Raw genomic sequence first — 18,714 nt, 5'->3', positions numbered from 1 at the left:
CTGGCTCAGTCGGCATTCGTTTCGGAAGCGAGCAGCGCGATGCAGTCGCCGGGTTCGACGCGTGCAAAAGTCCGCAGGCACATCACGATGCCATCGCCACGAAACGCGAGATCGAGCGGGGCCTGCCACGGGCGATGCGGATCGAACAGGCGTCCGGCGAGTTGACCTTCGCGCACCTGATCGCCGAGCCTGAACGCCGGTTCGAAAACACCGGCAAGCGGCGCGAACACGTAATGGCGTGCCCCGTCAACTCGCAGAAAGCGCGTGTTGCGGGGCGCCGCGACCGCGGCATCCGGTATCACGCCCAGCCGCTGCAACACGCGCTGCAAGCCGCTTTCCACAAGCGCAAGGTTCGCCGCATCGCAGCCGGCATGTCCACCGAACTCCCCGCACAGGAAGAGCTTGCCGTGACGTTCTGCAGCCGCTGCCATGGTGCGGTCCTCGCCGAGCAGGTCCATGATCATCGTGTGCGGTGCGCCGAATTCACGGACCAGATCCATATACAACGCGCGCCGTTCGGGATCGGCGGGCGGCGACGCAAGCAGCGTCGGTGCGTGTTCGAAAGATGCGCCGCCGGCATGCAGGTCTATCGCGACATCCGCGCGCGACAGCAGTTCGGTCTCCACGTAATGCGCGATCATTTCCGTAGGCGAGCCGTTGCGCGCGCCAGGGAACAGCCGGTTCAGGTTGCCGCGATCGATCGGCGACGTGCGTGTGCCGTTGATGAAGGCCGGAAAGTTCAGCGCGGGAATCACGATCAGGCGGCCACGTATCGACATGGACGGCATGTGCTGCATCAGCTTCATCAGTGCGACGGGGCCTTCGTACTCGTCGCCGTGATTACCGCCTGTCAGCAGGATGCTCGGACCCGTGCCGGCGCCGGCGTTGAGCACGGCGAGCGGAATGGGCACGTGTCCGTATGCCGAGCGGTCGTGTGAGTAAGGCAGACGCAGCGTTCCCGTCTGGAAGCCCGTTCGTTCGAAGTCGACGTCGGTGGCGATGAGCGAGGCGGATGTGGACATGGCGCGATCGGTAAAGAGCTGGGGTGTCTTTACTATCGGCGATGAAAAAACGTCCGGCCAATGCCGTTTTCTACGGCGAGTGATGCTTCCCAGGCATCACTCGCCGAACGGTCGAGCCACTAGCCCAGCAGTTCGACGAACCGCCTCAGCGCGGGATTGCCTTCCTGCGCGATGAAACAGAATTCGAGCGGCAAGGACACGGAGAGATCGCGCAATTCGACGAAGCGCACACGCGCGGGCGGCCGGTCGCGATTCGCGGCGTTGACGATGGCCGCGCCCAGACCCGCCGATACCAGCGAAAGAATCGCCGTTTCCGTCGATGCCTCCTGGCGGATATCGAGCGTCAGTCCCCGTTCGGCGCATGCGGAAAGCAGGCGGTCGTAATAGGCGGGATAGACGCGGCGCGGAAACGCGATGAACGGTTTGCCGGCGAGCTCGTGCGTGTCGACGGCGCCCGCGCTGCCCTGCGGCCACGATTCCGGCACTGCGAGCACGACGCTCTGGTCGAGCACATGCACGCTCCCGATGCCTTCCGGCAGCGCGCCGAAGCGATAGGCAAACCCGCCGTCGAGGCGTCCCGCCGCCAACGCATCGAGCTGTTCAGGCGTGTTCATCGGCGTGAGTTCGAGCGCGACATCCGGGGCGGCCTGTTCGAATTCGCTCAGCGCGCGCGAAACGATGCCGCTCCACGCAGCGTTCTCGACAAAGCCGATACGCAGATGACCTTGCACGCCGGACGCGATGCGGCGCGCGAGGCGATTGGCGGTATCGACGCGCGCGAGAATGTCGCGCGCCTCGGAGAGATACGCGTCGCCTGCCGGCGTCAGCTTGAGGCCACGCGATGTCCGCTCGAACAGCGTTGCGCCAATCGCGTCTTCGAGATCCTGGATTTGCCGGGATATCGCCGGTTGCGTCACATGCAGGTGCTCGGATGCGGCCCGCACGCTGCGCAGCTCCGCGACCGCGATGAAATAGCGAAGATGCCGAAGCTCCATGTCATTTCCTGCCCGATCCGATAGTTTCGTTTTGCGAGCCGCGAGCGCTCAACCCCCGCTCCATCAGCGCCCGGTGCAAGCGCTCGGTTTCAGCATCGACCGGCAGCATGCACTCCAGCCTCAACTGCTGCCCGGCGACGGTCTGCGGCGTTCCAACCGTGGTAACCATAGAAATGAATCGCAGCGTCCGACCGTCTTTGGTGAGCGCAAGCGGCACAACAGGCGACGTCATCACCGACTCGAGCCCTCGTGGGTTCTTCCATTCCGCAGGCACACCGGGATAGCCGAGCAAGCTCTCGAGCAACGCGAGTGTCTGCTCGTCCACATGCCGCCCCACTGCCTCGCGATACACGCGCTGAATGAGGCTGATCGCCAGATCGTTCCATCCCGCGATATGCGGCCGAAGCCGCGCGGGATCAAAAATAGCATGCAGAATGTTATGCGGCTCGCCCCAAGCCGAAGCATTCGTGAAGCAGTTGAACAGGCGCGGCAGTGCATCGTTGGTCATGAGCACGTTCCAGTAGCAGTCCATGACCACAGCCGGATACGGTTCCGCGTAATGCAGCATCCGCTCGAGCGCGGTCGTCACGCCCATCATGTCCTCGTCTTCCCAAGTGCCCTCCGGATACATCGGTGCAAAACCCGCCGAGAGCAACAGGCTGTTGCGATCCCGCAAAGGAATATCGAGCGATTCGGCGAGATCCAGAAGCGTGTGCCGGCTTGGAGAACTCCGGCCACTTTCGATAAAGCTGATGTGCCGCTGCGACACGCCGCTCATCAGCGACAGGTTCAGCTGCGTGCATCGACGAACATCGCGCCAGTATCTGAGCAGTTCGCCCGTTCCCAATCGGGTATTCCTGGATGCCGGATTCGCTTAGACCATCTCGATCTCACTCCGCGTTGACTGGGCGCCTTGATTACCCGCCGGGTAATTGAGAGGACCACCGTGAAAACGCCAGAATGGCGGGCACGTATTGTATTGAGGATGCAATGGAAGAACCCGTCACGATCGGCGCATTCACCGCTCCGGATTCAGAACATACGCGCCACGCCAGGGCGCTCGTCGAGCGAGTCCATTCAAGGGCGATGATGGCACATGTCCATCGCACCTGGTGGTTCACGGAATATCTCGGACATAAACGCGGTTTGAAGTATGACCGCGAGGTGGTGTATCTCGCATCGCTGTATCACGACCTCGGTCTGACTGAAGAACATGCCGCGGATCAACGCTTCGAAGTCGATGGCGCCGACGCCGCAAGCCGGATCCTGCTCGCAAACGGCTATCCCGAAGCGAAGGCGGATCTCGTCCGGGACGGCATCGCAATGCACTCCAGCGGCGGCATTGCCGAACGCAAGCGGCCGGAGATCGCATTGATTTACCTCGGCGCTCACGTCGATGTATTCGGCATGTTCCTCGACGAAATCACGCCGTCTTTCGTGGACGACGTGCTGCAACTGTATCCCCGCGACGGCTTCAAGCTGGCCTTCCAGCAGGCGCTTGCCGAGGTCGCCCGAAAGAAGCCTCACACGGCGATCGGCACGGGACTCGCGGACGTCGCACGGCGTCACGTGCATGGCTTCGACTGCCCCAACGTGTGCGATCTGATCGATCACGCACCCTTCGAAAGCTAGCCCTCACTCTTCCCGTTCAGGAGCAGCAGCATGACCGCCCGGTATAGCGAATACGAATTCAGGACCCAGCCCTGGTTCGATCAGGACGATTTCAAGGGCTTCAATCAGGCCATCCCGATGAAAACAATGGTGATCTGCTGCTTCGACCCGCGTGCGAGCGAAGTCCCGCAGATCGTGGCCGAACACTTCGGCGACGAGGTCTGGCCCGGACAGAATATTCTCGACGAACAGGGCAACAGGGTCGGTCACACGCGCACGCTGTTCGCCGTGTACTGTGCCGCGGGGCGCGCTGCATCGGCATTGCAATCCGTCGCGACCGTGGACTATCTCTTCAATGTCCAGAAGGTCGTCGTGGTGCATCACTCTTTCTGCGGCGCGACGGGTTTCAGGCCCGACCAGCTGATCGGCAAGTTCCACGCGTGTCATCACGCCGACATCTCAACGATGTTCGATCACGAAAGTCTCGCGATCATGAACTTCGAGGATTCCCTCAAGCACGATGTGAAGCTGCTGCGCGACAGCCCCGCCGTGCCCAAGCACGTTCAGCTATACGGCTTCTTCCATGAAATGAACGGCGCCGATCTGATCGAAGTGGTGCGCGACATTCCTGCCTGAAACAAGGCCTGTCGCGTTACGTTCAGGCCGCCTCTTCGCGCATCCGCCGCGCTTCCTCGCGCAGGAACTGCTGGTAATCGTCGAGATCCCCGTCGAAGGGCTCGACGCCGCCCTTGGTGACGAGCCAGAACTCGTCGCATACGGCACGCAAGAGCGATCGATCGTGACTGACCAGCATCACCGTGCCTTCGAACTCGTTGAGCGCCATGCCCAATGCTTCGCGCGTGGCGAGGTCGAGGTGATTGGTCGGCTCGTCGAGCAGCAGCAAGTTGGGACGCTGCCACACGATCATGCATAGCACGAGGCGCGCCTTTTCGCCGCCGCTCATCGTGCCGACCGCCTGATGCACGGTGTCGCCGCTGAAGTTGAAGGTGCCTAGGAAAGTGCGCAGCGATTGCTCGGTGCCGCTCTGGCCGGGCGCGCGCAGATGCGGCGGCGTGTCCCGGGCAAGACGGATCATGTGTTCCATCGGCGTGTCGAGCGGGCGCAAGACGTCCAGTTCCTGCTGCGCGAAGTAGCCGATGTTCAGGCCCTTGCCCTCGCTGATCTCGCCGGCAATCGGCGCCAGCTCGTGCGCCAGCGTCTTCACGAGCGTGGACTTCCCCTGCCCGTTCGCGCCAAGAATGCCGATGCGTTGCCCGGCCAGCACGGAGCGGTTGATGCCTCGCACGATGACCGTCGGCGCCGTGCCGGTCTGCGCCGGATAGCCGAAGCTCGCCTCCGACATCGACAGCAACGGATTCGGAACATTGAGCGGCTCCTTGAACTCGAACGTGAACTCGGCGTCGGCCAGCACGGGCGCGATCTTCTCCATGCGTTCGAGCGCCTTGACCCGGCTCTGCGCCTGCTTTGCCTTCGAGGCCTTGGCCTTGAAACGGTCGATGAACTTCTGCAGGTGGGCGATCTTCTCCGCCTGCTTCGCCATCGCGGCCTGCTGCAACTCGAGCTGCTCAGCGCGCATGTCTTCGAACTTGCTGTAATTGCCGCCGTAGCGCACGAGCTTCGCATTGTCGACGTGCACGGTCACCTGAGTCACCGCGTCGAGGAATTCCCGATCGTGGCTGATGACCACCAGCGTGCCCTGATAGCGCTTGAGCCATGCTTCCAGCCAGACCAGCGCGTCGAGATCCAGGTGATTGGTCGGCTCGTCCAGTAGCAGCAGGTCGGACGGACACATCAGTGCGCGCGCGAGTTGCAGCCGCATGCGCCAGCCGCCCGAGAAACTGTTGACCGGCTGTTCGAGCTGCGCAGCCGTGAAGCCCAGCCCCAGGATCAGCGCCTGGGCCCGTGCGGGGGCATCGTGTGCACCGGCGTCGTGCAAGGCCATGTAGGCGTGCGCCATGCGCATGCCGTCGTCGTCGGCCTCGGCGGCGGTGACTTCGGCCTGCGCGGCGAGCAGCAGCGTGTCGCCTTCGATGACGAAGTCCGTTGCGCTCTGCTCCGTTTCCGGCATGTCCTGCGCGACCTGGCCCATCTTCCACGCAGCCGGAATGGAGAACTCGCCGCCGTCTTCGTGCAGCGTGCCGTTGAGAAGGCCGAAAAAGGACGACTTGCCGGCGCCATTGCGGCCAACCAGACCAATCTTCTCGCCGGGAGTAAAAGTGACGGATGCGCGGTCGAGAACGACATTGACGCCGCGGCGGAGCGTGACATTACGGACGGAAATCATAAGAGGCAACTTCGGAGGGGACAGGCATGATAGCCGACCGGGCGTACCGACCGGTCAAATTCCTGACTTGCGCCTGGGCACCGAATCACGGGTGCACCGCGGCCTGACCTTGACAAGGGTGGATCGCAAGACTAGTTTCGAACCGGCTCGAACGGTGCGCCTTCGCAGCGAAGAACCCTTGAGATGACTCGACACCTGATCGCCCTGACGTTGATATCGACGTCGCTCGCCGCTTCGTTTCCGCTATCGGGCACGGCCCAGGAAAGCACCTCGCCGGTGTTCGGCGTTGCGCTTCCTCCAGGCTATCGCGACTGGCAATTCATCAGCGTTGCGCATGAAGCCGGCAACAACAACGATATTCGCGGCATCCTCGGCAACGACATTGCAATGAAAGCGCTCAGGGAAGGAAAGCTGCCCTTCCCGGACGGCTCCATCATCGTGCGGCTCGCCTACGCGTATGTTTCATCCGATCGAAACAACGCCATCTTCGGCCGTGAACAGTCGTTTGTTGCAGGCGCGCCCACCAACGTCCAGGTCGAGGTCAAGGACTCGAAGCGCTACGCGAGTACGGGCGGATGGGGCTATGGGCAGTTCGAGAACGGCAAGGCCAATCCTGGCGTGAAGATCATCAATAGCTGCTTTGCCTGCCACGCGAAATTGCCGGCCGCCGCGGACCAGGTCTTCACGACTTACTCGAAGTAGATCAGCTCATTCCCGCGATGACCTCGGCAGTGGGCGCCACCGCGTGGGCGAGAAACGCGTAGTTGATCATCGCGGCCTTGTAGCCATCTCCCCACACGGGATGACGTGGCCCCGCAGTCGCGTCGGCGACGACGCACACCTCGAAGCCCTGTTCGAGCAGATCCCGCAAGTGCGCCTCGACACACATGTTGGCGAGCATGCCGCCGAGGATCACCCGGCGCATGTTGCGTTTGCGCAGTTGCAATACGAGGTCGTTGGTTTGCGGCCCGAAGACCTTGTGGGGACTCACGACGACAGTGCGCCCGTCATCGATGTAGGGTTTGAATTCGTCGAGCCAGTCCGCGCCGGATCCCTGGAAACCCGACAGGTTCAACGCACCTTCGCGTGAGAACGTGCCGGTGGCGAACTCGTCGGCTTCCAGCGGACCATTGAAGTTCCACGCACGATCGGTCGGATAGAAGTAATGCGGCGAGATGAAGACATTGAAGTCTGAAGCTTTTGCCGCTGCGAAGATCTTCAGCATGTTCTCAACGGTCTTGTTCTCTGTGACGCTTGCGCCTACCGCGCCCCAGTTCTTGCCGGAAGGACTCAGAACGTCGTTCTGCGGATCGATGAAGACCACCGCCGTATCGCTTCGATCGAAATTCATCGCAAGGCCTTTTCACGTGGGTTGAAGGGGCCGCTCGGGCGCTCTCGCCGGAATTGTTCAGATCACGTCTTCGAAGGAAAAGGTTCGACGCTCCGGCTGAACAGGGAGCGGACCACCCGCCGCACGCTCGACCGGGAGCAGCGGATGCGTATTCAGTTATAGCAAAGATTCTGGGGCGCGCTGAGGTATGCGCCATGCGCTTCCGTTCACAACGCCACCGCGCTTGCCTGATGCGCAATCAGCCGCGCATACGCCCCTTGCCGCGCAAGCAGCTGATCGTGCGTTCCCGCTTCGATCACGCGGCCGTTCTCGATCACCAGAATGGCGTCCGCATTCCGGATGGTCGAAAGCCGGTGCGCGATGACAATGGACGTGCGCTGCACCATCAATTCCTCCAGCGCCGCGCGAATCTGCTGCTCGCTGATGGTGTCGAGGTGCGATGTCGCTTCATCGAGAATCAGGATCGGCGCATCTTTCAGGAAGGCACGCGCGATCGCAATACGCTGACGCTGGCCGCCGGACAGCTGCACGCCACGCTCGCCGACGCGCGTCGCCAGTCCTTCCGGCAAGCGCTCGATGAAATCGCCCAGCGCCGCACGCTGCACCGCGCGCCAGACATCCGCGTCCGATGCATCGTTGCCCGCCAGGCGAATATTGGCTTCGAGCGTGTCGTTGAACAGATACGTATCCTGCGCGACCAGCGCAATATGCTGGCGCAACGCATCGAGCCTGAGCGCGCGCAGGTCCGTCCCGCCCAGCGTGATGGCGCCCTGTTGCGGATCCCAGAAACGCAACAGCAGATTCGCCACCGTCGATTTGCCCGCGCCTGACGCGCCAACGAGCGCGATCGTGCTGCCCGGCGCCACGTCGAAGCTCATGCCGTCGATGGCGGGCGCCGCGCGGCCCGGATACGTGAAGCGCGTGTTGTCGAAACGCACGGTGGCGTCGGCGGGCATGTCGAGATGGCCGTCGGTCACGGCCGCCGGCTCTTTCTCGATGGCGCGCAGGCGCCGTGTCGACGCGATGGTGTCCGCGAGTTGACGGGCCACCTGGCCGATCTCGCCGACCGGCATGAACGCGGCGACCGCCACGAGCACCAGCAACGGCAAGGTTTCGTGCGGAAACCAGCCGCGCAGACACAGCCAGCCGCCGAGCGCCGCGACCGCGAGCCCGCCGAGACCGCTCGCGGCCTCCAGCGCGGCGCTCTGCAGGGACAGGTCGGCGAGCAGTCGGGCGCGCTTATGCCGATACGTATCGACGTCAGCGCCGAAGGCCGCGCGGCGTTGCCCGAGCGCCTCGAATGCAGTCAGTTCCGCGAGCCCCTGGATCGTCTCCGTCAGATGCGCGCCGAGCTGCCCGAGCGCTTCGCGAGCCTCGGTGCCGAGCGAATCGATATCGCGCCGCGCCAGCACCGGCGCCAGTCCCGCCCACAGCAGGAACGGCAGCAGGATCACGGCGAGCGGCCACGCGACGGCCGCAAGCAGCGCCAGGACGCCGAGCGGCACCAGCACGGCGACGAACGCAGGCGCGAGCGTGTGCGCGTAAAAATACTCGATGGTCTCCACATCCTGCGTCGCGAGCGCGACCAGATCGCCGGAGCGGCGGCGCAGCAGCCCGGCGGGCGCGAGCCGTTCGAGCCACCCATAGAGTGCGATGCGCATTTCAGCGAGCAGCCGGTACGCCATATCGTGCGCGAACCACGATTCCAGCCAGTGCAAGACCGCGGCGAGCGGCGCAAGAATCGCGAGCGCGACGAGCATCGCATGGAATGGCTGCCCGGCCGACACTTCCGCCACCACCAGCGCGCCCACGATACCCACGCCGATGAAGGCCAGCACCCGGCCGACTCCGCACAGCACGGTCAGCGCGACCTTCGGTTTCCACGGCGCGACGAAACGCAGCAGGGTTTGCAGGGTTTCGGGCCAGCCGATCTTCGCGGCATCTTCGTCGAGCGGGCGAACCGGCAGTCCGGATGCGGCACGGGCGGCGGTCTTCGCGGGGGCCGCCACGACCCCTGCTTCGCCCGCCGCTTCCATCTGCGGCTGCATCAGCCGGCGATACGGCCCGTCCTGCCGGATCAGCGTGGCGTGCGTCCCCGCTTCGGCGACGCGGCCATGGTCGAGCACGAGAATCCGGTCCGCGCCGATCACGCTGGAGAGCCGGTGCGCGAGAATCAGGGTCGTGCGTCCGCGCGTGAGCCGGTCGAGCGCCTGCTGGATCAGCGCTTCGTTTTCCGCATCCACCGATGACAGCGCCTCGTCGAGCACGAGGATCGGCGCGTCGCGCAGGAGCGCGCGGGCGATCGCGATACGCTGGCGCTGTCCGCCCGACAGCATCAGTCCACGCTCGCCGATCCGGGTCGCGTAACCCGCCGGCAACGCGGAGATGAAGTCGTGGGCGTTCGCGGCGCGCGCGGCCTCGAACATGTCGGCATCGCTGGCATCGGGACGGCCGAGACGCAGATTGTCGGCGATGGTGCCGTCGAACAGCGTCGCATCCTGTGCGACGACCGCGATCATCGAGCGCACTTGCCCGGCGTCGAGCGAGCGCACGTCGTGACCGCCGATGCGGATCGCACCATGCGCCGCATCGTGCTGCCGCAACAGCAGGCGCACGACCGTCGACTTGCCCGCGCCGCTCGGGCCGACGATCGCCACTTTCTCGCCCTCGCCGATCGTGAACGTCAGCCCCGTGTGGGCATCCACGCGGCGCCCCGGATAAGAGAACGTCACGCCGTCGAACGCGATCTCGGGCTTCAGACCGTCGATACGCGGCGCAGTGGCGACAGGGGATTGCACCCCACGCGCATCGAGCAAGGCGTGAATGGCATTCGCCGCCGACTGACCGATCATCCCCTGATGCAGCACGCCGCGCAGATCGCGCAGCGGCCGGAAGATCTCGCTGCCCGCCATCAGCACGATGAGCAGCGCCTCCAGGCTCATCGCGCCGTGTTGCACGCGCCAGGCGCCGAGACCGATGGCCGCCGCCGCGCCGAGGCCGATGCCCAGGTCCGTGAACAGCCGCGTCAGCAGCCCCAGCGCGAGCACCCAGAAGGTGCTGTCGGACAGCGCCCGGGCCTTGTTCGCGAGTTTCTCGCCGAACGCGCCGCTCTGGCCGAACGCCTTGAGCGTCGGCAGGCCTTGCACGGCATCGAGGAACTCTTCGCCGAATGCCTTGAAGGCGCCGGCACGCGCGAGCGCCGCCCGCTTGTCGGCGCGGTGAATGAGTTGCGGCAAGGCAAGCGTGACGAGCGCTGCGACCAGCAGCACGGATGCCGTCGGCACGTCCCACCACGCCAGCACCGCGAAGATCATCACCGGCGCGCAGGCCGCGATTGCGAGTTGCGGCAGATAGGCGCCGAAGAAGGTCTGCAACTGCTCTACGCCGTCGACGACCGCAAGCATCACGCCGCCCGTGCGTTCCGCGCCGAACCAGGCCGGCCCGAGCGCCGCGATCTGGTCGAACAGCCGCTCACGCAGCCGCGCCTGAAGCTGGCCGGCCGTGCGCTGCGCGAGCGCCGCGCGGCAGTGTTCCAGCCACGCGCGCAGCAGCACGCAGAGCGCGGCCGCGCTGACCGCGAGCGCCAGGCTGCGCAGCGGCGCGCCCGCGAACACCAGCGCGAGCACGCGCCCGAGAAACACGAAGCGCAGGATGCCCACGCCCATCGCGAGCAAGCCCAGCCCGATGGCCGCCGCGACCCGCCAGCGCAAACCCGCCATCATGGCCCACAGCCGCGCATCGAAATACATTGCTCTTTCTCCCCTGTCCGACAGCGTGGCGACACGTTACGCGCGGCGCGAGCCGCCGGCAAAAGATCATTTCTCATGGGGGTGTTGAATAACTTACACTACCCCCATGACCCGTCTTCCTCCGCTCAACACCCTGCGCGCTTTCGAAGCAGCCGTCCGGCTCGGGGGCTTCGCACGCGCGGCGGCGGAGCTGAACGTCTCGACCAGCGCGGTCAGTCATCAGATTCGCGCGCTGGAGGAAGCACTGGGCGCGCGGCTGCTGGAACGCAGCACCGGTCTGGGCGGCATCCGTGTCACGCCTGCGGGCGCGCGGCTCTTGCCTGCCGCCAGCAGCGCGCTCGCGCTCATCGGCGACGCCTGCAACGACATTCGCGGCGCAGCGCGGCAACTCACTGTGTCGGCGAACGCGCCGTTCTCCTCGATGTGGCTTGCGCGGCGGCTCGCCCAGTTCTCGTCGATGCATCCGCATTTCCCGATCAACGCGGTCGTGCTCGATGGCGAACCGGAGTTCGTGCGCACCGGCGTGGATCTCGCCATCGTCCACGTGCATGAAGGCAATCTGAAACCAGACGACGACGTGCTGCTGCGCGAGACGGTATTCCCGGTGTGCAGTCCCGAGATGTATCCGTTCGCGTCGAAGTCGGTGTGCCGCAGCCGCTTGCTGCAGGAGATGCACGAGGCAAGCCCGGAGATCGAGTGGCGCAACTGGACCTCCGCGTTCACCCTGCCGGCCGATTTCGAGTCGAAGATCGTCCGCTACAGCAGCTTCAGCCAGGTGATCGGCGCGGCGCTGGGCGGTGCGGGCATAGCGCTGGGCCGTGTTCCGCTGATCGATCCCGAACTGCGCAGCGGCCGGCTCGTACCGCTTCTGCACGGCGGCGCGAAGCTGGCGTCATGGCGCTTCGTGGTGCGCCGGAACCCGCACGAGCCGCATCCGCTTCTGGAGCCGCTGATTCGTTTTCTGCATGCGGAGGCGGCCTCTCCCGGCACCGAGGAAGTCGTAATGGCGACTCCTGCACGGGCGGATGATGTCCGGTCGATGCATGTGGCTCAGGAAGGGTTGTGAGTTCGGGGATCGCACTGCCCTGATGGTCCAACGAGATATTGCTCGTCCGTCACCGGTTCTAACCACTCGACATTTTTCCCGTCGAGCGCCTCCTGAATGGCGATGTGCGTAACCGACGTGGTCAACGACGCACCGTGCCAATGCTTGTGCCCCGGAGGACACCAGATCACGTCGCCCGCGCGCATCTCCACAATGGACCGCCTTCACATTGCGTCCAGCGCCTCGAAGAGATCGAGAGTGAACTTGCCGCAGTGATCGAAACGCGCGACAAGCCCGCCGGGACCATTCGCATCACCGCCACCGACTATGCAATCGATACGATTCTCTGGCCGCGCATCGCTCGCGTGTTGCCGGACTATCCCGACGCTCACGGCTGCATCGTTCACTGCAAGCCGGTTCAGCGGGTGGATGTGATTGAGTCCGTTACGTGCGCGCGGGCCGAGCAGACCTCGGCCTGTCGCATTGAGATGTGCGGGCACCCGATCGCCGGTCGCCAGCACGCACTTCTGGATGGTCGGGACGCCCACGCTCTCGATGAGCCTGATCGTTGCAGAAAGCTCGCGCGCCCGTACCAGCCTACCGGGCTGCTGCTCCAGCTTCTCGACCGCGTGACGAATCCACCACGCCCCCATCCATGAACAAATTTGATGCTTGCATGAAATAAATCCATTTTTATTCATGCGTCTTAAACTATATCATCGCTGCCAGTCAGTTCCCTTCTGAAGAGATGCGCGAAGCATTGAACCAGCAACGGACAGATGCGGGTTTCAAATCAGAAATCAGGGTGCAGGTCACGATGAGTAAAGAGATCAAATTTGCCATAAACAGCATCCGCTTCGATGAAGACTATCATCCTGCGGACAATACGCGAATCACGACCAATTTTGCCAACCTGGCGAGAGGAACGAGTCGCCAGGATAACTTGCGCAATACGTTCACGATGATCGACAATCGTTTCAATGCACTGGCGCATTGGGACAATCCTGAAGGTGATCGGTATTCCGTCAAGCTGGATATCATTTCCGTGGAGATGGACCTTGGCGGTGAAAGCAGGTCGAATGCGCTGCCTTTGATCGAAATACTGAAAACGAGCATTCTCGACCGGAAGACCCATAAGATCATCGAAGGCATCGCGGGCAATAATTTTTCGTCTTATGTGCGGGATTATGACTTCAGCGTGGTATTGCTGGAACATAACAAGAGCCGGACTGGCTTCAGCACGCCCGACAATTTCGGCGACCTGCATGGGAACCTGTTCAAGAGTTTCATCAATTCACGCGCTTACAAGGAGCACTTCGCCAAGCCGCCCGTGATATGCCTCAGTGTTTCGAGCAGCAAGACGTATCGGCGGACTGCGAACCGGCACCCTGTACTGGGCGTCGAATATCAGCAGGATGCCTACTCCCTGACGGACGAATATTTCGAAAAGATGGGCTTGAAGGTTCGCTATTTCATGCCCGCGAACAGCGTTGCGCCTCTGGCCTTCTACTTCACTGGCGATCTGCCTTCTGATTACACCAACCTCGAACTGATCAGCACCATCAGCACGATGGATAGCTTCCAGAAGATCTATCGGCCCGAGATCTACAACGCGAATTCTCCGGCAGGAAAATCCTATCAGCCCAGCTTGAAACACCAGGATTTTTCCTTGACTCGAATTGTCTACGATCGGGAAGAACGTAGCCGGCTGGCTATCGAGCAGGGACGGTTTGTTGAAGAGCAATTCATCAAACCTTACCAGGCCGTCCTCGAGCAGTGGTCCGCTGACTACGCTCTTTGAATAACAACAACGCAAGATCGTCTACCGTGAAAAAACTGCTACCCACCTCCACTGCCGGCAGCTTGCCCAAACCCTCCTGGCTTGCAGAACCCGAGAAACTCTGGTCACCCTGGAAATTGCAGGAACAAGGCTTGATTGAAGGCAAACAGGATGCCTTGCGTTTGTCGTTGCAGGAACAGCAACATGCGGGCATCGATATCGTCAGTGATGGCGAGCAAACGCGCCAGCATTTCGTGACCACGTTTATCGAGCACCTCAGCGGCGTCGATTTTGAAAATCGCAAGACCGTCCGCATTCGTGATCGCTATGATGCCAGCGTGCCGACGGTCGTTGATGCAGTCGCCCGGCAAAAGCCGGTTTTCGTTGACGATGCCAGGTTCCTGCGCCAGCAGACCATGCAGCCCATCAAATGGGCGTTGCCAGGCCCGATGACCATGATCGATACGCTTTACGACGATCATTACAAGAGTCGCGAAAAGCTCGCCTGGGAGTTCGCCAAGATACTGAACGAGGAAGCCAAAGAGTTGGAGGCCGCCGGCGTCGACATCATCCAGTTCGACGAACCCGCCTTCAATGTGTTCTTCGATGAGGTGAATGAATGGGGCGTCGCCACGCTGGAGCGGGCGATCGAAGGTCTCAAGTGCGAGACCGCCGTGCATATTTGCTATGGCTATGGCATCAAGGCCAATACGGACTGGAAGAAGACACTGGGATCGGAGTGGCGGCAATACGAGGAAGCCTTCCCGAAGCTGCAGAAGTCCAGTATCGACATGGTTTCGCTGGAGTGTCACAACTCGCACGTTCCCATGGAGTTGATCGAGCTCATTCGGGGGAAGAAGGTGATGGTGGGCGCCATCGATGTGGCAAGCGATACCATCGAAACCGCCGAAGAAGTCGCCAGCACGTTGCGCAAGGCGCTGCAGTTCGTGGATGCCGACAAGCTCTATCCCTGCACTAACTGCGGCATGGCGCCATTGTCGCGTGCCATCGCGAGAGGCAAGCTGAGTGCCTTGAGTGCGGGCGCGGAAATCGTTCGAAAAGAACTCACGAACTAAGCGAAGGCCACAGCACGAAAGGCACCCTTCGCAAGGCTGCCGCTATGGAAGACACATGTTGAAGTGCGCAGGTGCGCGGTTCAACACGAAGGCGCCAATTTCGTACGAGCCTGCAGGTGCGCCTTCGTAGATGATCGTACCGTTGTCCCCGCTGGCGCCGGCGCTCGTGCAATTCTCGAAGAAGGAGACTTGGCACGGGTAGGGGCCGAAGATCTGGTGGCCTACCTTGGCCGCCTGGCCTGAAGCGCCGCTCGCAATCGGACAGGAACACACGATCTGGTCCTGTCCGAGCCGGCCGAGGCCCGGGAACGATTGGCCTCGTGTGCTCGCGAAACAGATGCCGCCATCGCATGAGGCATAGGCGCCGGACTTTGACGATGGAGGGCAGAAGTAGAGCGCTCGGGTTCCGGAGGGCCCTACGCTTGCCGGGGGAACGCTGAACGTGCTCACGACGAAACCGTTGCTGGAACCCTCGGCATTCACATTGCAAACGTCCCCGCCGGAATAGGACAAGCGGCGGCTCACGCTGTCGCCATACAACACGTTGCAGCGGCAATAGGCCACGCTGTTGTACACGAAGCATTGGACACCCGCGCATAACGCGTACTCCTGGTTGCGGCAGATCGCAAGCCCATTGTTCGCCAAAGCAGCCGCGATGTTATCGGCGGCGCCGGCAGTGAGCGAGGCGCTGGAAGCAGCGGCGGCAGTACTGCTTGCAGCCCGGCTTCTCGACCCGAGCGAAGTCAGGAACGCCCCAAACAAACCACCGCCTATCAGTTGCAAGGTTCTGCGCCGGGCCGGCTTGCGCGCCACGGCCTTGGTCCAGGCATCGAATCGATGGTCCGTTGCATTTGAATTGGCGGGGCGGGTTTTCATGGCGGCGTCCTGGAATCGGTAGGCATTGCGTTCCGAGAATTCAATCGCTCAATCACAAAAGACTTTCAGCGCGGTTTGAAAGCGCGCTCTGGCTGTCTGCCAGGGCCAATATGGCATCGGATCCTTCCGCGACATCTGATTCGAGTACTCCACGCTCATCGATGAGATAGCCCACCGGCGTAGCGAAGGTCGCGTACTGGAGCGAGACCTCCCAGTTTCTCTGCAGCACCACCAGGAACGTCAATCCCAGCTTGGCCACCTTCTGGCGGTTGGTTTCTGCGTCCTGCCGGCTCACCATGAGCACCAGCACGTCTTTTTGCTCCCGATGCACGCGTTCCAGATGCGGCGCCAGACGCTCGCATGGGCCACAAGCCGGGTCGGTGAAGACCAGCAACACGCGCCTGCCCCGGAAATCCTCAAGGGCTCGCTCCTCTCCATCGAGGCTCGGCAAGCGGAAATTCGGCGCAGGCGTTCCGGCTTTGAGGCCGCTGCGGTTGAGCCGGCTTTTCTCCAGGGGCTTGTTTCCCCGAGCGGCCGGATGCCCGCTGTCCGGTTCCTCAACGGCTTGAGGGGTCGCTAACGCCAGCAAGGCTGCCGCGCCCATGGCCAATTCGCTGGCGACGCTTCCCGCCTCGTCGATCAGGTAGCCCACCGGCGTACCGTGCGCGCGATACTGCGCGGCCACTTCCATTTGTTCTTGCAGCAGCACCGGGCCTTCGAAGCCGTGGGTCCGGAAGATCTGACGGTTGACCTCGGCTTCTCCTGTGGTTATCACCAGCGGCATTGGCTTGCTGCCTTCGCCCTCACGCGCGAAGGCACTCAGCTCCGGCATCATGCTCGTGCAGAAACTGCAGGCCGGATTGAAGAAGATGAGCAGGACAGGACGGCCTCGAAACGCCGAGAGCCGGTGAAGCGTTCCGGAAAGATCAGGCAATTCGAAATCCGGAGCGATGGAGCCCGACGAGAGGCCGTTCAGTGCAGCCGATGCGGGACCGGGCGGCTCAGCGAGTCCGCCCTGAAAGCCCTTCTCGAGCGCTTCCAGGCTCAGCAAGATTCGTCCGTGTTGACGCAGCAGCTGATAGCCAAACCAGCAGCCAAAGACGATGAGCAACCAGGGCAAGACTACAGCGAAGACCAGGAGTGTCGTCATGGGAAACTCATTCGAGGCTTCGGCTACAAGAACCGGCTTGGATGAGATGGTAATAGTCCCACGAGGCGACGTCTGTCAAGCCTTATCGGCCGTCTTTGAAGTCCACTCACAAGCGTCTTGCCCCACAACTATTCGAATTGAATCGCGGTTCGCTATCGCCGGATTGGTCGAAGGAATTTTTTGTCCATCCTGACCGGTCGATGCCCTGAATACTAGGAAGCGCGCATTCGAGATGATCCTTCGATTCGACGAAGATAAGCCGCAATCTCGCCAGTGTCCTGAGACGAGCACGCCAGATAACCATCCGGGCGCACGAGCGAGATCGTATCGGCGTGCAGCGGCGGCTTGATAGTTGCGTCGAGCAGGCCAGGAAATGTGTTCACGAGACTTTCGACCTGACTGCTTTCCATTCCACACAGAACGAACACAGGCCGTGACCCCGAGCCAGCCGCAGCCTGCCCTTCGACTGGCGCCACTCTCTGTCCAGACTTCAGACTGCCATGATGCGGGCCATTGAGCGGACTATCGGCGTAGTGAATGTCGACCTCCGACATCGTTTCGGCAACGCCGCTGGAAAAGTGCGTCAGTCCCAACGCAAAATGCGCGGCGAGATTGCGAAGCTGCTGTGCCACCGGATTACGAATCGTGGCGACGGCGGTCAGCCGTTCAGCCGCCTTGAGTACCGTATCTCCCACTGAACTCCGTTCGGGACTATAGCTGTCGAGCAGGGATTCGTCGGCATCACCTCTTATGACCAGGGCAAGCTTCCAGCCGAGATTCATGGCATCCTGCATGCCCGTGTTCATGCCCTGTCCGCCTGCAGGACTGTGAATATGAGCAGCGTCTCCGGCAAGGAACGTGCGCCTCTGTCGATAGCTTGCGACTTTGCGGCCGTTTATCCGGAAACCGGACAGCCACATCGCGCCGTTCAAGCGGGTTCCGGCGGGGCCACGCTGATCCACGAGATGCTGCACCTGATCGAGCGTCGGTGTCGGCGGAGTGGCTCCTTCAGTGGCTGGCAGATCGCCGATGATTCTGTAACGCCCTGGCTGGATCGGGAAGATAAGCAGGACGCCGTCCTTATGCCAATGAATGGAAGCGTCAGTGTCCGGCCGAGGGTAGCCGCTCATGTGTACGTCTGCGAGGAACCAGTCGCTCAACAGCGTCTCCCCCGCGAAAGGAACGCTCATGGCATGGCGTACTGTGCTGTGCGCACCATCGCACCCGATCATCCAGTCAACGCGCACGGTTTCCTTTCGACCATCACCATGGACCAGCACCGTGTCCGCTCCTGAATCGTCAGGCGCGATCATCGTCGCCTCGACGTCGCGCTCGACGCGGACTCCCTGCTTGACCAGCCGCTCCTCCAGCAGTCGCTCCGTCTCTGACTGTGGCAGCGCCAGCGCGTAGTTGTGCAAGCTCGGAATCGAATCCATGGCGACTCGACCCACGACTCGATCGCTCGCAATGAATGTCACGCCCTCGAGTTTGAAGCCGGCATCGACGAACGGCGCCGCGCCGCCAACGCCCCGGTCAAGCAGCTCCAGCGTCCTGCTCCAGAGCACCATGGCCTTGGATTTGTCGGTTCGGCGCGGCGCCTTGTCAACGATACGAACAGGAATGCCGTAGCGATCCAGTTCGGATGCCAGCGTCATCCCCACGGGGCCGGCGCCAACAATGAGCACAGGAATCTTCATACACGTATCGTCCCAGGCAAAGTAATCGAGGTGAGACTCTCAGGGTAGGCCAATGCT

Annotated in this window: 15 protein-coding genes and 2 pseudogenes; 7 read left to right on the top strand and 10 right to left on the bottom strand. The window is 62.5% G+C overall.

The window, feature by feature from the left end; all coding sequences use genetic code 11:
- Window positions 1–5: 5 nt before the first annotated feature.
- From QCE62_RS19255 to QCE62_RS19245, 3 genes are all read right to left on the bottom strand, one after another.
- Window positions 6–1,022: a succinylglutamate desuccinylase/aspartoacylase family protein gene (locus tag QCE62_RS19255; protein ID WP_309921809.1), complete on the bottom strand. Its 1,017-nt coding sequence runs from the start codon at window positions 1,020–1,022 to the stop codon at window positions 6–8.
- A gap of 119 nt (window positions 1,023–1,141) precedes the next feature.
- On the bottom strand, window positions 1,142–2,017 hold the full coding sequence (locus tag QCE62_RS19250) for a LysR family transcriptional regulator (protein WP_309921806.1): 876 nt from the start codon (window positions 2,015–2,017) through the stop codon (window positions 1,142–1,144).
- Window position 2,018: 1 nt separating this feature from the next.
- Window positions 2,019–2,864, bottom strand: a complete 846-nt coding sequence (locus tag QCE62_RS19245) for a helix-turn-helix transcriptional regulator (protein ID WP_309921803.1) — start codon at window positions 2,862–2,864, stop codon at window positions 2,019–2,021.
- Between the two features lie 143 nt (window positions 2,865–3,007).
- On the opposite strand from QCE62_RS19245, the gene QCE62_RS19240 reads away from it, so the two are divergent.
- Together QCE62_RS19240 and QCE62_RS19235 are read left to right on the top strand one after the other, a co-directional pair.
- The gene (locus QCE62_RS19240; protein ID WP_309921800.1) at window positions 3,008–3,649 is read left to right on the top strand and encodes an HD domain-containing protein; all 642 of its coding nucleotides are present in this window, start codon (window positions 3,008–3,010) and stop codon (window positions 3,647–3,649) included.
- Between the two features lie 30 nt (window positions 3,650–3,679).
- Complete coding sequence (locus QCE62_RS19235; protein WP_309921797.1) at window positions 3,680–4,264, top strand: carbonic anhydrase; 585 nt, start codon at window positions 3,680–3,682, stop codon at window positions 4,262–4,264.
- A 22-nt stretch (window positions 4,265–4,286) separates the two neighbouring features.
- Here the strand turns inward: QCE62_RS19235 and QCE62_RS19230 are convergent, their stop codons facing one another.
- Window positions 4,287–5,933 carry an ATP-binding cassette domain-containing protein gene (locus QCE62_RS19230; RefSeq protein WP_309813179.1) on the bottom strand — a complete coding sequence of 549 codons (1,647 nt, stop codon included), beginning with the start codon at window positions 5,931–5,933 and terminating at the stop codon, window positions 4,287–4,289.
- Between the two features lie 183 nt (window positions 5,934–6,116).
- Here QCE62_RS19230 and QCE62_RS19225 point away from each other — a divergent pair, with 183 nt between their 5' ends.
- Complete coding sequence (locus QCE62_RS19225) at window positions 6,117–6,635, top strand: cytochrome P460 family protein (RefSeq protein ID WP_309921794.1); 519 nt, start codon at window positions 6,117–6,119, stop codon at window positions 6,633–6,635.
- A gap of 1 nt (window position 6,636) precedes the next feature.
- Here the strand turns inward: QCE62_RS19225 and QCE62_RS19220 are convergent, their stop codons facing one another.
- Together QCE62_RS19220 and QCE62_RS19215 are read right to left on the bottom strand one after the other, a co-directional pair.
- Complete coding sequence (locus QCE62_RS19220) at window positions 6,637–7,284, bottom strand: isochorismatase family protein (protein ID WP_309921792.1); 648 nt, start codon at window positions 7,282–7,284, stop codon at window positions 6,637–6,639.
- A 206-nt stretch (window positions 7,285–7,490) separates the two neighbouring features.
- The gene (locus tag QCE62_RS19215) at window positions 7,491–11,033 is read right to left on the bottom strand and encodes an ABC transporter ATP-binding protein (RefSeq protein WP_309921789.1); all 3,543 of its coding nucleotides are present in this window, start codon (window positions 11,031–11,033) and stop codon (window positions 7,491–7,493) included.
- 106 nt (window positions 11,034–11,139) lie between these two features.
- Here QCE62_RS19215 and QCE62_RS19210 point away from each other — a divergent pair, with 106 nt between their 5' ends.
- Window positions 11,140–12,099: a LysR family transcriptional regulator gene (locus QCE62_RS19210; protein ID WP_309921786.1), complete on the top strand. Its 960-nt coding sequence runs from the start codon at window positions 11,140–11,142 to the stop codon at window positions 12,097–12,099.
- Here the strand turns inward: QCE62_RS19210 and QCE62_RS19205 are convergent.
- Window positions 12,084–12,316 (bottom strand): annotated as a pseudogene (locus QCE62_RS19205) (cupin domain-containing protein); the annotation flags it as partial. The gene QCE62_RS19210 and the pseudogene QCE62_RS19205 overlap by 16 nt on opposite strands.
- Before the next feature lies 1 nt (window position 12,317).
- Here QCE62_RS19205 and QCE62_RS19200 point away from each other — a divergent pair.
- The 3 genes and pseudogenes from QCE62_RS19200 to QCE62_RS19190 all read left to right on the top strand — a co-directional run.
- Window positions 12,318–12,464, top strand: a pseudogene (locus QCE62_RS19200) (LysR family transcriptional regulator); the annotation flags it as partial.
- Window positions 12,465–12,895: 431 nt separating this feature from the next.
- A complete protein-coding gene (locus tag QCE62_RS19195) occupies window positions 12,896–13,879 on the top strand; it encodes a DUF1852 domain-containing protein (protein WP_309922897.1) in 984 nt (327 codons plus the stop codon).
- Between the two features lie 26 nt (window positions 13,880–13,905).
- A complete protein-coding gene (locus tag QCE62_RS19190) occupies window positions 13,906–14,934 on the top strand; it encodes a methionine synthase (protein ID WP_309921784.1) in 1,029 nt (342 codons plus the stop codon).
- Between the two features lie 42 nt (window positions 14,935–14,976).
- On the opposite strand, the gene QCE62_RS19185 is transcribed toward QCE62_RS19190, so the two are convergent.
- The 3 genes from QCE62_RS19185 to QCE62_RS19175 all read right to left on the bottom strand — a co-directional run bounded on the left by QCE62_RS19185 (window position 14,977) and on the right by QCE62_RS19175 (window position 18,657).
- Complete coding sequence (locus QCE62_RS19185; protein ID WP_309921781.1) at window positions 14,977–15,810, bottom strand: hypothetical protein; 834 nt, start codon at window positions 15,808–15,810, stop codon at window positions 14,977–14,979.
- 52 nt (window positions 15,811–15,862) lie between these two features.
- Window positions 15,863–16,960 (bottom strand): redoxin domain-containing protein, encoded by a 1,098-nt coding sequence (locus QCE62_RS19180; protein ID WP_309921779.1) that lies wholly within the window; start codon window positions 16,958–16,960, stop codon window positions 15,863–15,865.
- Window positions 16,961–17,172: 212 nt separating this feature from the next.
- Window positions 17,173–18,657, bottom strand: coding sequence for an FAD-dependent monooxygenase (locus tag QCE62_RS19175; protein WP_309921776.1), 1,485 nt, complete (start codon window positions 18,655–18,657; stop codon window positions 17,173–17,175).
- Window positions 18,658–18,714: the final 57 nt, after the last annotated feature.

It is taken from the genome of Caballeronia sp. LZ033, assembly GCF_031451265.1.
In the GTDB taxonomy this organism is placed as follows: domain Bacteria; phylum Pseudomonadota; class Gammaproteobacteria; order Burkholderiales; family Burkholderiaceae; genus Caballeronia.
Note: the sequence above shows the minus strand (reverse complement) of the source record. Positions and strands in the feature narration are given on the sequence as shown.